Origin of the sequence: Streptomyces sp. NPDC046887 (assembly GCF_040644755.1) — a bacterium.
Taxonomy (GTDB): Bacteria; Actinomycetota; Actinomycetes; order Streptomycetales; family Streptomycetaceae; genus Streptomyces; species Streptomyces lichenis.
The window spans coordinates 21,459-36,912 of record NZ_JBEYXH010000046.1 but is presented as its reverse complement, the minus strand read 5'-3'; the positions used below and the strand labels follow the sequence as shown (position 1 = coordinate 36,912).

Genomic DNA, 15,454 nt, shown 5'->3' with positions numbered 1-15,454 from the left:
CCGCGCGGCCGGACGGCCGACGGCCCACGGAGCGGCGCCCAAGTGGCTGCGGTCGGCCCCTCGGGCGCCCGAGGGGCCGTTGGCCTGCGGACCGGTGCCTGCACGGCCGGCGGCCATGGGCTCCCACCCGGCGCCCGAGTGGCCGGCGGCCTCGATCCCTCGGCGCCCGAGTGGTCGCAGTCCGGGCGCGCCCGGCGCCCGGGATGCCTGCGGCGCCTGAGGGCCCGCCGCCCGCGTGGGGCCGAAGCCCGGGAACGCCCGGCGCCCGGGATGCCGGGCAGCCTAAGGCCCGCCGCCCGCGCGGCCGGGGTCCGGGCGCGCTCGGCGCCCGCGCGGCCGGATTCGGCCAAGGCGACGCCCAGCTCGGCTCAGGACACGCGCGCTCGGCGCCCGCGCGGCCGGACGCCCGGTGAACCAGCGCGCTAGCCGCGCACCCCGCAGACATGGAGCAGCGCGGCCACCCGGCGGTACGGCTCGGTGCGCCCGGCCTGCTCCTCGGCGGCGAGCAGCAGCTCCAGCTCGTCGGCCGGGGGCAGCCCGACCTCGCTGGGCACGTTGTCGGTGAAGACCCGCACCCCGTACCAGGCCTGGAGCGGCGCGGCGATGCCGGCCAGGGTCGCCGTCAGCTCGGCCAGCCGGTCGGCGCGCACCCGCTGCCCGAAGCGGTCCACATCGGTCGCCGACTCGTACGCGGAGAGGGCCCCGCGCCAGTCCCCGCCGGTGCCCGGGCGCATCGCCAGCGCGTCGCCGTTGCGCACCAGCAGCGACAGCAGCCCGCCGGGCGCCAGCATCCGGGCCAGCCCGGCCAGGATGGCGTCCGGCTCCTCGGCGTACATCAGCACCCCGTGGCAGAGCACCACGTCGAAGCTGCCCGGCAGGAAGTGCACACCGGTCTCGCTGCCGTCGCCCTGGAGCAGCCGCACCCGCTCGCGGATGCCGGCTGGTTCCCCGGCCAGCGCCTCACGGGCGGCCCGCAGCAGCGCCTCGTCGGCCTCCAGGCCGGTGACCGTGTGGCCCGCCCGGGCCAGTCGCAGCGCCTGGGTGCCCTGGCCCATCCCGGCGTCCAGGATCCGCAGCCGCTGCCCCACCGGGTACCGGGAGGTGATCTGCTCGTCGAGCTGGCGGGCCACCAGCTCCTGGCGCACGGTCGCGCGCAGCCCGCCGAGGCCGTCCAGCCGGCCGGCGGACGCGCCCGCGAAGCCCGAGACCTGGGTGCTCAGGGCCGCTCTCCGCGTTTGACCTGCGGCTTCGGCAGCCGCAGCCGGCGCATCTGCAGGGTGCGCATCAGGCCGTACGCGACGGCGCCGCGCTTCGGCTCGTTCGGGAAGCGGGCGGCCAGCTGCTTCTTCAGCCGGAGCCAGATGCCGATCGAGTCGACCACGATCATGGCGATGACGCCGAGCCAGAGCAGCAGCGAGATGTTCTTCAGCTGCGGCGAGGGGAGCGTCGACAGGATGAGGATGATCACCGCCATCGGCAGGAAGAACTCCGCGACGCAGAAGCGCGAGTCCACGAAGTCGCGGACGAACTTGCGCACCGGGCCCTTGTCCCGGACCGGCAGGTACCGCTCGTCACCGCTGGCGAGCGCCTGGCGCTGGCGGGCCATGTCCTGCCGGCGGGCATCCCGCTGGCGGCGCGCGGCCTCCTTGCGGTCGAGCGGCGCGCTCGTCTGCGCACGGCGGCGCTGGGTCTGGGCCTCACTCCGCTTGGGAGTGGGGCGGCCCTTGGGGGCCTGCGGGTCGCGGGGCTGCGTGGAAAGGTCCGCCGGCACCTTCACGGCGGAGACCTTCTCGTCCTTCGAACGGCTACGGAACACAAAGCCCAAGGGTACGGGGTCGGCCGCGGGTACCCCAGTTCCACCCGAGAACGATCGCGCAACGCCCCCCTCGCCTGCCCCCGCGGGTCGGGGGCGGCGCTCCTCCCTGCGCCGGAGCGGCGGGGGGCGCAGTCGTCCTTGGGGATGAGCGCATCCGGGTCCGGACGGTGCGGTAATGGATGTGGGCCCCGTACTGTGGGTTCTGTTGGAGTGCCGGTGTCGAGTCCGTCAGAAAAGGGGGCGCGCGCAGCCCATGAGCGGTGTCATGAAGCGTATGGGGATGATCTTCCGCGCGAAGGCCAACAAGGCTCTTGACCGGGCCGAGGACCCGCGCGAGACGCTCGACTACTCGTACCAGAAGCAGCTGGAGCTGCTGCAGAAGGTACGCCGGGGGGTCGCCGACGTGGCCACCTCCCGCAAGCGGCTGGAGCTCCAGCTCAACCAGCTGCAGACCCAGTCCGCGAAGCTGGAGGACCAGGGCCGCAAGGCGCTGGCGCTGGGCCGCGAGGACCTGGCCCGCGAGGCGCTGTCCCGGCGGGCCGCGCTCCAGCAGCAGGTCAGCGACCTGGAGACGCAGCACCAGACCCTGGCGGGCGAGGAGGAGAAGCTGACGCTGGCCGCGCAGCGGCTCCAGGCCAAGGTCGACGCCTTCCGCACCAAGAAGGAGACGATCAAGGCCACCTACACCGCCGCCCAGGCGCAGACCCGGATCGCCGAGTCCTTCTCCGGCATCTCCGACGAGATGAGCGACGTGGGCGTCGCCATCCAGCGCGCCGAGGACAAGACGGCCCAGCTCCAGGCGCGGGCCGGGGCCATCGACGAGCTGCTGGCCTCCGGAGCCCTGGACGACCACTCCGGGCTGGCCAAGGACGACATCCAGGCCGAGCTGGACCGGCTCTCCGGCGGTACGGACGTGGAGCTGGAGCTCCAGCGGATGAAGGCCGAGCTGGCCGGCGGCACCGACCGGCAGCAGGCCATCGAGGGCGGCCAGGGCGCCGCCGCCCAGGACCAGGCCCCGTCCCACGGGACGCAGCAGGACCACCGGCCCCCCAGGTTCGACAAGCAGTAGCCGCCGCGCCCCGGGCCCGGCCCGCACCGCACTCCGACCCGCCACGGCACCCGACCCGCAGGCCGCCCACCGGCCCGGCTCGGGTGCCGCGCGCATGCGGCCGGTGAGATCCGAGAGGGCCGTGGGACAGCAGGGCCCGTGAGACCGAAGGGGGACGCCGTGCCGGGGGAGAACGAACACACCGGCCGAACCCGCTCACCCGCCCCCCTGGCCTCACCCGGCCCCGCCCCCGCGCCCGCCGACGGTTCCGCCCCCCTCACCACCTCTCCCTCCCGCCCGGCCGACCGGCCGCCCCCCGGGGCTCGCCACCGGCGGTGGCTGCGCGAGCACCCCTTCGCGCTGGACTCCGCGATCGCGCTCGCGGTGCTGGTCAGCATGGTGGCCGGCTCCTACGCCGATCCGCACCGGCCGAACGGGACCCTCTTCGGCGACCGCGCGCCGGATCTGCCCAGTGTGCTGCTGATGGCGGTCGGCGCGGCCGCGCTGCTGGTACGGCGTCGGGCCCCGCTCGTCGCGCTGGGGTGCACCGGCGCGGTGACGGGCCTGGAGTTCGCCGGCGGCGACCCCGCCGCCCCGGTCGCCATGGGCGCGGTCGTCGCCCTCTTCACCGTCGCCGCCCGCACCGACCGGCCCACCACCTGGCGGGTCGGCCTGGCCACCATGGCGGTGCTCACCGGCACCGCCATGATCTGCGGGCCCGACCCCTGGTACGCCCAGGAGAACTTGGCGGTCTTCGCCTGGACCGGGATGGCGGCGGCCGCCGGGGACGCGGTCCGCAGCCGCCGGGCGTTCGTGGACGCCATCCGCGAGCGGGCCGAGCGGGCCGAGCGCACCCGGGAGGAGGAGGCCCGCCGCCGGGTCGCCGAGGAGCGGCTGCGGATCGCCCGCGACCTGCACGATGTGGTGGCCCATCTGATCGCCCTGGTCAATGTGCAGGCCGGGGTCGCCGCCCATGTCATGGACCGGCGCCCGGACCAGGCCAAGGAGGCGCTGGCGCACGTCCGCACCGCCAGCCGCTCGGCGCTGGACGAGCTGCGGACCACCGTCGGGCTGCTCCGCCAGTCCGGCGACCCGGAGGCGCCCACCGAACCGGCGCCCGGACTCGCCCTGCTGGACGAGCTGCTGGCGGGCTTCCGCCATGCCGGGCTGCCGGTCCAGCTGGCCCGCCCCGACGAGGGCCCGCTGCCCTCGGCCGTGGACCTCGCCGCGTACCGGATCATCCAGGAGGCGCTGACCAACGTCCGCAAGCACGCCGGGCCGGGCGTCCGCGCCGAGGTGAGCGTGCTGCGGTTCGGCGGCTCGGTCGAGGTCACCGTCCTGGACGACGGCGGCCGCGCCTCCGCCCGTACCGACGCCGTAGACGACGAGCCCGGCACCGACACCGGCACCGGCGGCGGGCATGGGCTGCTGGGCATGCGGGAGCGGGTCACCGCGCTTGGCGGCGAGCTGACCTCCGGACCCCGCTACGGGGGCGGCTTCCGGGTGCAGGCGATACTGCCCCTGTCCGCTCCACCGGCCGACCCCGCGCCGCCGACTCCGCGCCGAGCGGGCGCCGACCGGGCCGTGCCCGGGGGAACCGTCCCGGGACCAGGGGAGGCCGTGTGACGATCCGGGTGCTGCTCGCCGACGACCAGGCGCTGCTGCGCAGTGCGCTGCGGGTGCTGATCGACTCGGAACCGGACATGGAGGTCGTCGGGGAGGCCGCCGACGGCGCCGAGGCCGTGGCGCTGGCCCGCGCCACCCGGGCCGACGTGGTGCTGATGGACATCCGGATGCCCGGCACCGACGGGCTCGCCGCCACCCGGCTGATCGGCGAGGACCCGGAGCTGGCCGGGGTGCGGGTGGTGGTGCTGACCACCTTCGAGGTGGACGAGTACGTGGTGCGGGCGCTGCGCGCCGGGGCGTCCGGGTTCCTCGGCAAGGGCGCGGAGCCGGAGGAGCTGCTGGGCGCCATCCGGATCGCCGCCGGGGGAGAGGCGCTGCTCTCGCCGGCCGCCACCAAGGGGCTGATCGCCCGCTTCCTGGCGCAGAGCCCCGACGGCGAGGGGGCGTCCGCGTACGCCGAGCGGCTCGCCGTGCTCACCGCGCGGGAGCGGGAGGTGCTGGTGCTGGTGGCCGGTGGACTGACCAACGACGAGATCGCCGACCGGCTGAAGGTCAGCCCGCTCACCGTGAAGACACACGTCAACCGGGCCATGGCCAAGCTGGGCGCCCGCGACCGGGCGCAGCTGGTGGTCACCGCGTACGAGTCCGGTCTGGTCCGCCCGCGCGGCGACTGAACCCCCGCCCCGCCGCCCGCGGCGCCCGCGCCGCCTCTCGCGCCGCCCGGAGGAGCGCGAGCGGGGCGCGCACTACTCCATCCGCTGTATATACAGCGTAAGGAATTCGGACCTGGGGCCGACGGCCCGGCCCTTGCGATGGCCGATCGTAGGAGACCGAAGCCACCACCGGCGCATCGAGATCCGCAGCCGCGGCCGTCACCACAGCCACCGAAGGAAGTCGAGACCCATGTCCTGGCTGTCCCAACTCAGCCTCCGGCAACGGGCCCTCACGGGTCTGGTGTCCCTCCTCGTGATCGTCTTCGGGGCGATCACGATCCCCCAGCTCAAGCAGCAGCTGCTGCCCTCCATCGACTTACCCGTGGTCTCGGTGCTCGCCCCCTATCAGGGTGCCTCACCGGACGTGGTGGAGCAGCAGGTCGTCGAGCCGATCGAGGACGCGCTGGCCTCGGTGGACGGCATCACCGGCGTCACCGCCACGGCCGGCGAGGGCAGCGCCGTGGTCATGGCCACCTTCGACTACGGCGAGCAGTCCACCCGGCAGCTGGTGGCGGACGTCCAGCAGGCGGTCAACCGGGCCGGCGCCCGGCTGCCCGCCACCGTGGACCCGGAGGTGGTGGCCGGCTCCACCGACGACCTGCCGACCGTGGTGCTCGCCGCCACCGCCGAGCAGGACCCGCAGGCGCTCGCCGAACGGCTGCGCCGCACCGTCGTCCCGGCGCTGGAGGACATCGAGGGCGTCGGCAAGGTCGCGGTGGACGGCGTCCAGGACCTCCAGGTCTCCGTCACCCCCGACGACCGTGCCCTCGCCAAGGCCGGGCTGGACGCCCGGGCGCTCGGTGAGGCGCTCCAGGCGGGCGGCACCACCGTGCCCGCGGGCGCGCTCGAAGAGGACGGCAAGAGCCGCACCGTGCGGGTCGGCGGCGCCTACACCTCGCTGCGCCAGATCGAGGAGCTGCGGATCGCGGCCCCGAAGGCGTCCGGGGGCAAGGCCCCCCAGGCCGAGGCGGTCCGCCTCGGGGACGTCGCCGAGGTGGCGCAGCAGGAGTCCCGCCGGGTCTCCGTCACCCGTACCAACGGGGAGCCCAGCCTGTCCGTGACGGTCACCATGGACAAGGACGGCAGCGCCGTCGACATCTCCGAGGCCGTCCAAGACAAGCTGCCCGGACTCCGGGCCGACCTCGGCTCCGGCGCCACCCTGACGGTCGTCTCCGACCAGGGCCCGGCGGTCTCCCAGGCCATCTCCGGGCTGACCACCGAGGGCGCGCTCGGGCTCGTCTTCGCCGTGATCGTCATCCTGGTGTTCCTGGCCTCGCTCCGCTCCACCCTGGTGACCGCGGTCTCCATCCCGCTCTCCGTCGTCCTGGCGCTGATCGTGCTGTGGACCCGGGACCTGTCGCTGAACATGCTCACCCTGGGCGCGCTGACCATCGCCGTCGGCCGGGTGGTGGACGACTCCATCGTGGTGCTGGAGAACATCAAGCGGCACCTCGGCTACGGCGAGGAGCGCTCCTCGGCGATCCTCACCGCGGTACGGGAGGTGGCCGGCGCGGTCACCTCCTCCACCCTCACCACCGTCGCCGTCTTCCTGCCGATCGGGCTGGTCGGCGGGATCGTCGGGGAGATGTTCGGCTCCTTCAGCCTCACCGTCACCGCGGCGCTGCTGGCCTCGCTGCTGGTGTCGCTGACGGTGGTCCCGGTGCTGTCGTTCTGGTTCCTGCGCGCCCCCAAGGGCACGCCCGGCGACCCGGACGCCGCCCGTGAGGCGGCGGAGGAGAAGGAGCGGCGCAGCCGGCTCCAGCGCGCCTACGTCCCGGTGCTCCGGTTCGCCACCCGCCGCCGGCTCACCAGTGTGGCGATCGCGGTGGCGGTGCTCTTCGCGACCTTCGGGATGATGCCGCTGCTGAAGACCAACTTCTTCGACCCGGGCGACCAGGACGTGCTGTCGATGCGTCAGGAGCTGCCGGCCGGCACGAGTCTGGAGGCGGCCGACCAGGCGGCCCGCAAGGTCGAGAAGGTGCTCGGCTCGCTGGACGAGGTGAAGGACTACCAGGTGACCGTCGGCTCCTCCGACTTCCTGGCGGCCTTCGGCGGCGGCACCGGCGCCAACCAGGCCACCTACCAGGTCAGGCTGGCCGACTCCGCCTCCTACGACCGGGCCAAGGACGCCATCGACGCGGAACTGGCGAAGCTGGACGGCGTCGGCGACACCACGATCGCGGCCGGCGAGGGCTTCGGTGGCCAGGACCTCAGCGTGGTGGTGAAGGCCTCCGACGCCGGCACCCTGGAGAAGGCCGCGGACCGGGTACGGGAGAGGGTGGCGGAGCTGGACGACGTCACCGGTGTGCAGAGCGACCTGTCCCAGTCGGTGCCGAGGATCTCGGTCACCGCCGACGACCGGGCCGCCGAGGCCGGTCTGACCCAGGCGGCGATCGGCGCGGCCGTCACCCAGGCGGTACGCGGCACCCCGGCCGGCACCGCGCTGCTGGACGGCGTCGAGCGCGAGGTCGTGCTCACCTCCGCGACCTCGGCCGCCACCACCGCCGAGCTGCGGAAGCTGCCGCTCGGACCGGTGACGCTCGGCGACGTGGCGAAGGTGGAGCTGGTCGACGGGCCGGTCTCCACCACCCGGATCGACGGGGCGCGAGCCGCCACGATCACCGCCAAGCCGGTCGGCGACAACACCGGCGCGGTCAGCGCCGAGCTCCAGAAGGCGATCAACGCGCTGGACCTGCCGGAGGGCGCCACCGCCTCCATCGGCGGCGTCTCGGAGGACCAGCAGGAGGCGTTCAGCAGCCTCGGGCTCGCCATGCTGGCGGCCATCGCGCTGGTCTTCCTGCTGCTGGTGGCCGCGTTCCGCTCACTGGTGCAGCCGCTGATCCTGCTGGTCGCCATCCCGTTCGCGGCGACCGGCGCCATCGGCCTGCTGCTGGCCACCGGCACCCCGATGGGCGTTCCGGCGCTGATAGGCCTGCTGATGCTGATCGGCATCGTGGTCACCAACGCCATCGTGCTGATCGACCTGATCAACCAGTACCGGGCCCAGGGCCTGGGCGTGGTGGAGGCGGTGGTCGAGGGCGGCCGGCACCGGCTCCGCCCGATCCTGATGACGGCCCTGGCCACCATCTTCGCCCTGCTCCCGATGGCACTCGGGGTCACCGGCCAGGGCGGCTTCATCGCCCAGCCGCTGGCGGTGGTGGTGATCGGCGGACTGATCACCTCCACCCTGCTCACCCTGCTGCTGGTGCCGACGCTCTACGCGATGGTGGAGCTCCGCAAGGAGCGCCGGCGCGCCAAGCGCCAGGCCAAGCGCGCGGCCAAGGCCGGCCAGGACGGCCCCGACCCCTCCGCCGACCCCTCCACCGACCGCGACCCGACCCCGGCCCGCGCCTGACCGACCCCGGCTCGGGGACACGGTCCCGGGCCACCCGACTCCCGGGTCCGGGACGTGCCCGGTTCCCGGATCCGGGGCGGTACGGCGAGAGGGGCGCCCCGCAGCCGGCGGGGCGCCCCTCTCGTCATCGCTGTGCCGCTACGGCAGGGCGAGCATCCGCTCCAGCGCCAGCTTGGCGAAGCTCTCCGTCTCCCGGTCCACCTCGATGCGGTTGACCAGCTTGCCCTCGGCCAGCGACTCCAGGGTCCACACCAGATGGGGCAGGTCGATCCGGTTCATGGTCGAGCAGAAGCAGACCGTCTTGTCGAGGAAGACGATCTTCTTGTCCTCGGCGGCGAAACGGTTCGCCAGACGCCGGACCAGGTTCAGCTCGGTGCCGATCGCCCACGTGGAACCGGCCGGGGCCGCCTCCAGCGCCTTGATGATGTACTCCGTGGACCCCACGTAGTCCGCGGCCGCCACCACCTCGTGCCGGCACTCGGGGTGCACCAGGACGTTGACACCCGGGATCCGCGCCCGCACGTCCTCGACCGACTCCAGCGAGAACCGGCCGTGCACCGAGCAGTGCCCGCGCCACAGGATCATCCTGGCGGCGCGCAGCTGCTCCGGGGTGACCCCGCCGCCCGGCTTGTGCGGGTTGTAGACCACGCAGTCCTCCAGCGACATCCCCATGTCGCGGACCGCGGTGTTCCGCCCGAGGTGCTGGTCGGGCAGGAAGAGCACCTTCTCCCCCTGCTCGAAGGCCCAGTCCAGGGCCCGCTTGGCGTTGGAGGAGGTGCAGATGGTGCCGCCGTGCTTGCCGGTGAAGGCCTTGATGTCGGCGGAGGAGTTCATATACGCGACCGGCACGGTCGCCTCCGCCACACCGGCCTCGGCCAGCACGTCCCAGCACTCGGCGACCTGCTCGGCGGTGGCCATGTCGGCCATCGAGCAGCCCGCCGCCAGGTCCGGCAGCACCACCCGCTGGTCGTCGGAGGTGAGGATGTCGGCGGACTCGGCCATGAAGTGCACACCGCAGAACACGATGTACTCGGCCTCCGGCCGCGCCGCCGCGTCCCGGGCGAGCTTGAAGGAGTCGCCGGTCACGTCCGCGAACTGGATGACCTCGTCGCGCTGGTAGTGGTGGCCGAGCACGAACACCTTCTCGCCCAGCTTCTCCTTGGCCGCGCGGGCGCGCTCGACCAGGTCCGGGTCGGAGGGCGAGGGCAGGTCGCCGGGGCACTCCACACCCCGCTCGCTCTTGGGGTCGGCCTCCCGGCCGAGCAGCAGCAGAGCGAGCGGCGTCGGCTGGACATCCAGGGGCTGGGCGGTGGTCACGTCACGCACCTACCCTTTCTTCCACAGTCTTTTCGTCTAATTGACGCTATCCATGGTAGCTGATTCACGTCACTTTGACGATGGCCATTGTGTCGATGTGACGCACCCCCTTGCTCCCGGCCGGTGCCCCTCCCCGGCCGGGTGTGCGAGCATGAAAGGACGAGCCGAAGTCCGGCCCGGCCCGGCTTGGGACGAATCCGCCCGGAGCGAATCCGCCCCGGAACGAATCCGCTCGGAATGAATCCATGGCTCCGCCGGTTGTACCCGTCGGCAAGCAGTCTCCGTACACCCCGGGAGAGAAGCAGATGTCCGTATCGGACGAGAAGACCACTGTCAGCGACGGCATCCTCCTGTCGGACGCCGCCGCGGCCAAGGTCAAGGCCCTGCTCGACCAGGAAGGCCGCGACGACCTGGCGCTGCGCGTCGCCGTGCAGCCCGGTGGCTGCTCGGGCCTGCGGTACCAGCTCTTCTTCGACGAGCGCTCGCTCGACGGTGACGTCGTCAAGGACTTCAACGGCGTCCGCGTGGTCACCGACCGGATGAGCGCCCCCTACCTGGGCGGCGCCTCCATCGACTTCGTCGACACCATCGAGAAGCAGGGCTTCACCATCGACAACCCGAACGCCACCGGCTCCTGCGCCTGCGGCGACTCCTTCAGCTGACCCGCCCGCGGCACCACCCGCCGCGACGGAACGACGAAGGCGGCGGCCCCGGATCCCGTATCCGGAAGGCCGCCGCCTTCGTCATGCCACGAGCCATGCCGTGAGTCATGCCACCGTCAGGCGCGGCTCAGCGCCGCTCCACCCGCTCACCGCTGCGAGCGTCCACCACCCGCCGGTCGCCCAGCGGCTGCTTGAGCGTGACCTCCACCGTCTGCTCCTCGGCGATCGCGATACAGGCGCGGCCCGGGCTGCTCGGCTTCTCCACCACCGTCAGCGCCACCCGCTCCGCCGTCTCCTCGGCGCGCAGCGTGAAGGTGGAGCACACCCCGCCCCAGAACCGGGCGGTCAGCGTCTTCCCGTCCGCCGTGAAGGACTCCACCCGCGGCGAGGAACCCGGCTCCTGCGGCGCGGGCTCGTTCGATCCGGGCTCCCTCGCGCCCGGGTCCGGAGAAGCGGACGGGTCCGGGGTCGCCGACTCCGCGGGTGCCAGGTGCTTCGGGTCCACCGCCGGATAGGTGATGGTGAACGGCCGGCCCTCGTACCCGGCCCGCACCTCGAACAGCCAGGACGGCACCAGCACCGGCCGGCCCGAGGAGGCGGCCGCGGCCAGCCCGAAGACCGCCCGCTCCACCGTCACCTTCTGCGTCAGCGCGGGCTTCGCCGGATCACAGGCCACGTCCCCCTTCAGCGGGTCCTTCTCCACCGCCGGGCCGCCGTCCTTGCCGCCGTCCTTCCCGGCCGGCACCGGGGTGGCGCAGCCGCCGATGGACGGCGGGGCGCCCTGGGCGGGCCGGTTCAGCAGCTTCAGTGCCTGGTCCGCGCCGATCACCGGGTACACCGCGTCCCGCTCCGGGGCCGCCAGCCGCCCGCTCGCCCCGGTGACCCGGCCGTCCGGGCCTACCTGGACGCCGGTCGCCCAGCCGTAGGTGGGCAGTCCGCCCACCACCGGGTCGGCGTTGACCGACCGCACCGAGCCGGTGACCTGGGACGCGTCCAGCGCCGCACCGCCCTGCCCGGCCGCCTCCAGCACCGGGGCGGCCGCCGTGCGCGCGGCCGCCTCGTCCACCGGGTCGCCCCCGGTGCCCTTGCCGCTGCCCGGTACGGAGCTCCCCTCGGGCGTACCACCGCCGCTCGGGTCGCAGATCTTGCCCTTCAGGCAGTTGTCCCCGGTCGTCCCGTCCACCGCGCCGCCGAAGTCACCGAACGACCAGGTGCCGGGCGCCTGCCGCTCCACCTCCAGCGCGGCCCCCGGGCGGCCCTTGTCCGGACCCACCTTCCACACCGCGCCGACCGCCCGGGGCTCGCCCTTCAGCCCCAGCGCCCGCGCCAGCCGGGTGACCTGCCCGGCGTCCACCTCGTCCGTCGCCCGGTACACCGGCGCCCGCCCCGGGCCCTTCGGCAGCACGCCCTTGGCCACGTACTCCACCCCGGACGGGTCGGGCTCACCCGGCGCGATACCCGCGGCGGTGTCCTCCCCATCCGATCCGCCATGGCCGTCCAGCACCAGCGGCGGAGGCGGTACGTCCCCCGCCGGAGCCGCCCCGTGCCGCTCCTTGCCGTCATCCGGGGCCGCGGTCGCCAGATACGCGCCGCCACCGCCGACGAGCAGCACCGCCGCCGCCACCGAGGCGACGGCGAGCGGGGAACGCCCTCGGCGAGGCGCGGTTCCGGTCGGCCCTGTCCGCTCCGTGCCACCACTCACCGCTCGCTCCTTCGACCGCCGGGACGCCGTCGCCCCGGGACACCCCTGGGACGGAGGCGGCGGGCGAGCGGTTCCCCACCGGCGCCGCGATTACGCCGGAAGGGGTACGCGGAAGGGGCCGGCGCCCGCGCGACCGGCCCGCACCAGTCGGGCCGAGACCTCCCGCACGGGCACCGGCGCCGGAAGCCCTACGCCTACCCCCGTACGCGTATCAGCCCTCAGACCCCGTATCCGCCGAGGGAGTCCACCAGCCGGGCGGAGGCGGGGGAGACGACCACCCCGTGGATCCGCGACGGCGGCACCGGGGCGGGCGCCGTCCGTACCGGGGGCGCCCAGTGCGGCGCCATCCGCGCGCTCTGCCCCCTCAGCTCCACCAGGTCGTACTCGGACTCCCGCTGCTCACGCACCACGTCGTTTGTCGCCATAACGGCACCGTACGCAGCGGAAAGGCGACCGAAAAAGGCCTACTATCGGGTAGTTTCCAGCGTTGGCCGGTCCGGGGACCCGATAGCCTCAAGCGACCGACTTCCCCTGAAGCCGCAGGAGCACAGCCGTGCGAATCGCAGTCACCGGCTCCATCGCCACCGACCACCTCATGACCTTCCCCGGCCGTTTCGCCGACCAGCTGGTCGCCGACCAGCTGCACACGGTCTCCCTCTCCTTCCTGGTCGACAACCTCGACGTCCGCAGGGGAGGGGTGGCGGCGAACATCTGCTTCGGCATGGGCCAGCTCGGCGCCCACCCGATCCTGGTCGGCGCGGCGGGCGCCGACTTCGACGAGTACCGTGCCTGGCTCGACCGGCACGGAGTGGACACCGACTCGGTCCGGATCTCCGAGGTGCTGCACACCGCTCGCTTCGTCTGCACCACCGACGCCGACCACAACCAGATCGGCTCCTTCTACACCGGCGCCATGAGCGAGGCCCGCCAGATCGAGCTCAAGCACGTCGCCGACCGGGTCGGCGGGCTGGACCTGGTCTCCATCGGCGCCGACGACCCCGAGGCGATGCTCCGCCACACCGAGGAGTGCCGCGGTCGGGGCATCCCGTTCGCCGCCGACTTCTCCCAGCAGATCGCCCGCATGGACGGCGACGAGATCCGCACCCTGCTGGACGGGGCCACCTACCTCTTCTCCAACGAGTACGAGAAGGGGCTCATCGAGTCCAAGACCGGCTGGAGCGACGAGGAGATCCTCGGCCGCGTCGGCCACCGGGTCACCACCCTCGGCGCCCGGGGTGTCCGCATCGACCGGGTGGGCGAGGAGCCCATCGAGGTCGGCACCCCGGACGAGGAGGCCAAGGTCGACCCCACCGGTGTCGGCGACGCCTTCCGGGCCGGCTTCATGTCCGGACTGACCTGGGGCGTCAGCCTGGAGCGCTCGGCGCAGATCGGCTGCATGCTCGCCACCCTGGTCATCGAGACCCTGGGCACCCAGGAGTACACCCTGCGGCGCACCCAGTTCATGGACCGCTTCACCAAGGCGTACGGCGACGAGGCCGCCGCCGAGGTCCGCTCCCACCTGGGCTGAGCCCGCCCGCGTAGCTAGAGGTAGCTAGGACGTCCGGCGGACCGTGTAAGCCGTACCGCGCTCCGCCGGGCGCTCGCCCACGTACTCCTGCCCGCGCATCTGGCACCAGGCCGGGATGTCCAGCCGGGCCGCCTCGTCGTCGGACAGCACCGTCACCAGGCCGCCCACCGGCACCTCGCCGAAGACCTTCGCCAGCTCGATCACCGGGATCGGGCACCGCCGCCCCAGCGCGTCCACCACCAGCTCCCCGCCCTCCTCGGGGGCGTCCCCCTGGACGGCCGCCTCCGCCACCGGGGCGCCGAAGCGCTCGCGCACCCCGGCCACCGCGCCCGGCAGCACCTGAAGGAACCGCGCCACCTCCGCCTCCTCGGTGCCCGGCGGCAGCGACACCCGGACGTTCCCCTCCGACAGCACCCCCATCGCGCGCAGCACATGGCTGGGCGTCAGCGTGGAGCTCGTACAGGAGGATCCGGACGAAACGGAGAAACCGGCCCGGTCCAGCTCATGCAGCAGTGTCTCCCCGTCCACATACAGACAGGAGAACGTCACCAGATGCGGCAGGCGCCGCACCGGGTCGCCCACCACCTCCGCGTCCGCCACCAGCCCGGGCACCCGGGCCCGGATGAGGTCCACCAGCCCCCGCAGCCGCGCCGCCTCGGCCGCCGCCTCCGCCCGTACCGCCCGCAGCGAGGCCGCCGCGGCCACCACCGCCGGGATGTTCTCGAACCCGGCCGACCGCCCCGACTCCCGCTCGTCCGCCGCCCCCTGGGCCGCGAACCGGGTGCCCTTGCGCACCACCAGCAGCCCCACCCCGGCCGGCCCGCCCCACTTGTGGGCGCTGCCGGTCAGCAGCGACCAGTCACCCGCGACCGGCCCCCAGGCCAGCGACTGCGCCGCGTCCACCAGCAGCGGCACCCCCGCCGCCCGGCACACCCCGGCCACCTCCGCCACCGGCTGCTCGGTGCCCACCTCGTGGTTGGCCGACTGGAGGCAGGCCAGCGCGGTGCCCTCGCCCTCCTCGCCCAGCGCCTCCGCGTACGCCTGCGGGGACACCCGCCCCGCCCGGTTCACGCCCACCTCCACGACCGCCCCGCCGGTCGCCTCGTGCGCCGCGGCGGCGTGCAGTACGGAGGAGTGCTCCACCGCCGAGACCACCAGCCGCCGCCCCGCCCGCCGCCGCCCGGCCAGCGCCCCGGCAACTCCGGTGTGCACCGCGGCCGTCCCCGAAGGAGTGAACGTCAGCTCGTCCGGACGGCACCCCACCGCCTCCGCCGCCGCCTCCCGCGCCGCGTCCAGCAGCAGCCGCGCCCGCCGCCCCTCCCGGTACAGCCGCCCCGGATCGGCCCACCCCTCATCCAACCCAGCGACCAGCGCCTGCCGGGCCACGGGGTGCAGGGGAGCGGAGGATGCGGCGTCGAAGTAGGTCACACCCCTATTTTGACGGGAGCCGACGGGCCCCTCACCCCCAAAAGAAGGCTCCCCCCGCGCGTTGGGCACCCTCCCCGCGCGACCCCAAATAGCGTCCAGTAGGGTTTGGTCCGCATAAACATCCAAACCCCTGCCCGCGTCAGGGCCCGGCGACCGACCAGCGTGACGGCCGCGGCCGGTCGCGCGGGCGAGACTCTCGGGAAGGCGCTACGTGAGTCCCAACGGCTCCGACCTCCCCCACCGCCTGAAGGGCGGGGGC

The 15,454-nt window shown here is 73.9% G+C and carries 12 protein-coding genes; 6 read left to right on the top strand and 6 right to left on the bottom strand.

The window, feature by feature from the left end; genetic code table 11:
- Nucleotides 1–422: 422 nt before the first annotated feature.
- Nucleotides 423–1,175, bottom strand: coding sequence for a methyltransferase domain-containing protein (locus ABZ945_RS29575; RefSeq protein ID WP_361275734.1), 753 nt, complete (start codon nucleotides 1,173–1,175; stop codon nucleotides 423–425).
- Nucleotides 1,176–1,216: 41 nt separating this feature from the next.
- A complete protein-coding gene (locus ABZ945_RS29570) occupies nucleotides 1,217–1,816 on the bottom strand; it encodes a DUF3043 domain-containing protein (protein ID WP_361275704.1) in 600 nt (199 codons plus the stop codon).
- Nucleotides 1,817–2,069: 253 nt separating this feature from the next.
- Here ABZ945_RS29570 and ABZ945_RS29565 point away from each other — a divergent pair, with 253 nt between their 5' ends.
- The 4 genes from ABZ945_RS29565 to ABZ945_RS29550 all read left to right on the top strand — a co-directional run bounded on the left by ABZ945_RS29565 (nucleotide 2,070) and on the right by ABZ945_RS29550 (nucleotide 8,558).
- Nucleotides 2,070–2,885, top strand: coding sequence for a PspA/IM30 family protein (locus ABZ945_RS29565; RefSeq protein ID WP_361275701.1), 816 nt, complete (start codon nucleotides 2,070–2,072; stop codon nucleotides 2,883–2,885).
- A 318-nt stretch (nucleotides 2,886–3,203) separates the two neighbouring features.
- Complete coding sequence (locus ABZ945_RS29560; RefSeq protein WP_361275731.1) at nucleotides 3,204–4,490, top strand: histidine kinase; 1,287 nt, start codon at nucleotides 3,204–3,206, stop codon at nucleotides 4,488–4,490.
- A complete protein-coding gene (locus ABZ945_RS29555; RefSeq protein WP_361275699.1) occupies nucleotides 4,487–5,164 on the top strand; it encodes a response regulator transcription factor in 678 nt (225 codons plus the stop codon). Before ABZ945_RS29560 ends, ABZ945_RS29555 begins: the two co-directional genes overlap by 4 nt.
- A gap of 229 nt (nucleotides 5,165–5,393) precedes the next feature.
- The gene (locus ABZ945_RS29550) at nucleotides 5,394–8,558 is read left to right on the top strand and encodes an efflux RND transporter permease subunit (protein WP_361275696.1); all 3,165 of its coding nucleotides are present in this window, start codon (nucleotides 5,394–5,396) and stop codon (nucleotides 8,556–8,558) included.
- A gap of 138 nt (nucleotides 8,559–8,696) precedes the next feature.
- Here ABZ945_RS29550 and nadA read toward each other — a convergent pair whose 3' ends face one another.
- Complete coding sequence (gene nadA, locus ABZ945_RS29545) at nucleotides 8,697–9,884, bottom strand: quinolinate synthase NadA (protein WP_361275693.1); 1,188 nt, start codon at nucleotides 9,882–9,884, stop codon at nucleotides 8,697–8,699.
- Nucleotides 9,885–10,180: 296 nt separating this feature from the next.
- On the opposite strand from nadA, the gene ABZ945_RS29540 reads away from it, so the two are divergent.
- Nucleotides 10,181–10,537 (top strand): iron-sulfur cluster assembly accessory protein, encoded by a 357-nt coding sequence (locus ABZ945_RS29540; RefSeq protein WP_105869238.1) that lies wholly within the window; start codon nucleotides 10,181–10,183, stop codon nucleotides 10,535–10,537.
- Nucleotides 10,538–10,664: 127 nt separating this feature from the next.
- Here ABZ945_RS29540 and ABZ945_RS29535 read toward each other — a convergent pair whose 3' ends face one another.
- Nucleotides 10,665–12,239 carry a hypothetical protein gene (locus ABZ945_RS29535; protein WP_361275691.1) on the bottom strand — a complete coding sequence of 525 codons (1,575 nt, stop codon included), beginning with the start codon at nucleotides 12,237–12,239 and terminating at the stop codon, nucleotides 10,665–10,667.
- 218 nt (nucleotides 12,240–12,457) lie between these two features.
- Nucleotides 12,458–12,664, bottom strand: coding sequence for a hypothetical protein (locus tag ABZ945_RS29530; protein WP_361275689.1), 207 nt, complete (start codon nucleotides 12,662–12,664; stop codon nucleotides 12,458–12,460).
- A 128-nt stretch (nucleotides 12,665–12,792) separates the two neighbouring features.
- Between ABZ945_RS29530 and ABZ945_RS29525 the strand changes: the two genes are divergently transcribed.
- Nucleotides 12,793–13,767, top strand: a complete 975-nt coding sequence (locus ABZ945_RS29525) for a carbohydrate kinase family protein (RefSeq protein WP_361275686.1) — start codon at nucleotides 12,793–12,795, stop codon at nucleotides 13,765–13,767.
- A gap of 24 nt (nucleotides 13,768–13,791) precedes the next feature.
- Here the strand turns inward: ABZ945_RS29525 and ABZ945_RS29520 are convergent, their stop codons facing one another.
- Complete coding sequence (locus ABZ945_RS29520; RefSeq protein WP_361275683.1) at nucleotides 13,792–15,195, bottom strand: aminotransferase class V-fold PLP-dependent enzyme; 1,404 nt, start codon at nucleotides 15,193–15,195, stop codon at nucleotides 13,792–13,794.
- Nucleotides 15,196–15,454: the final 259 nt, after the last annotated feature.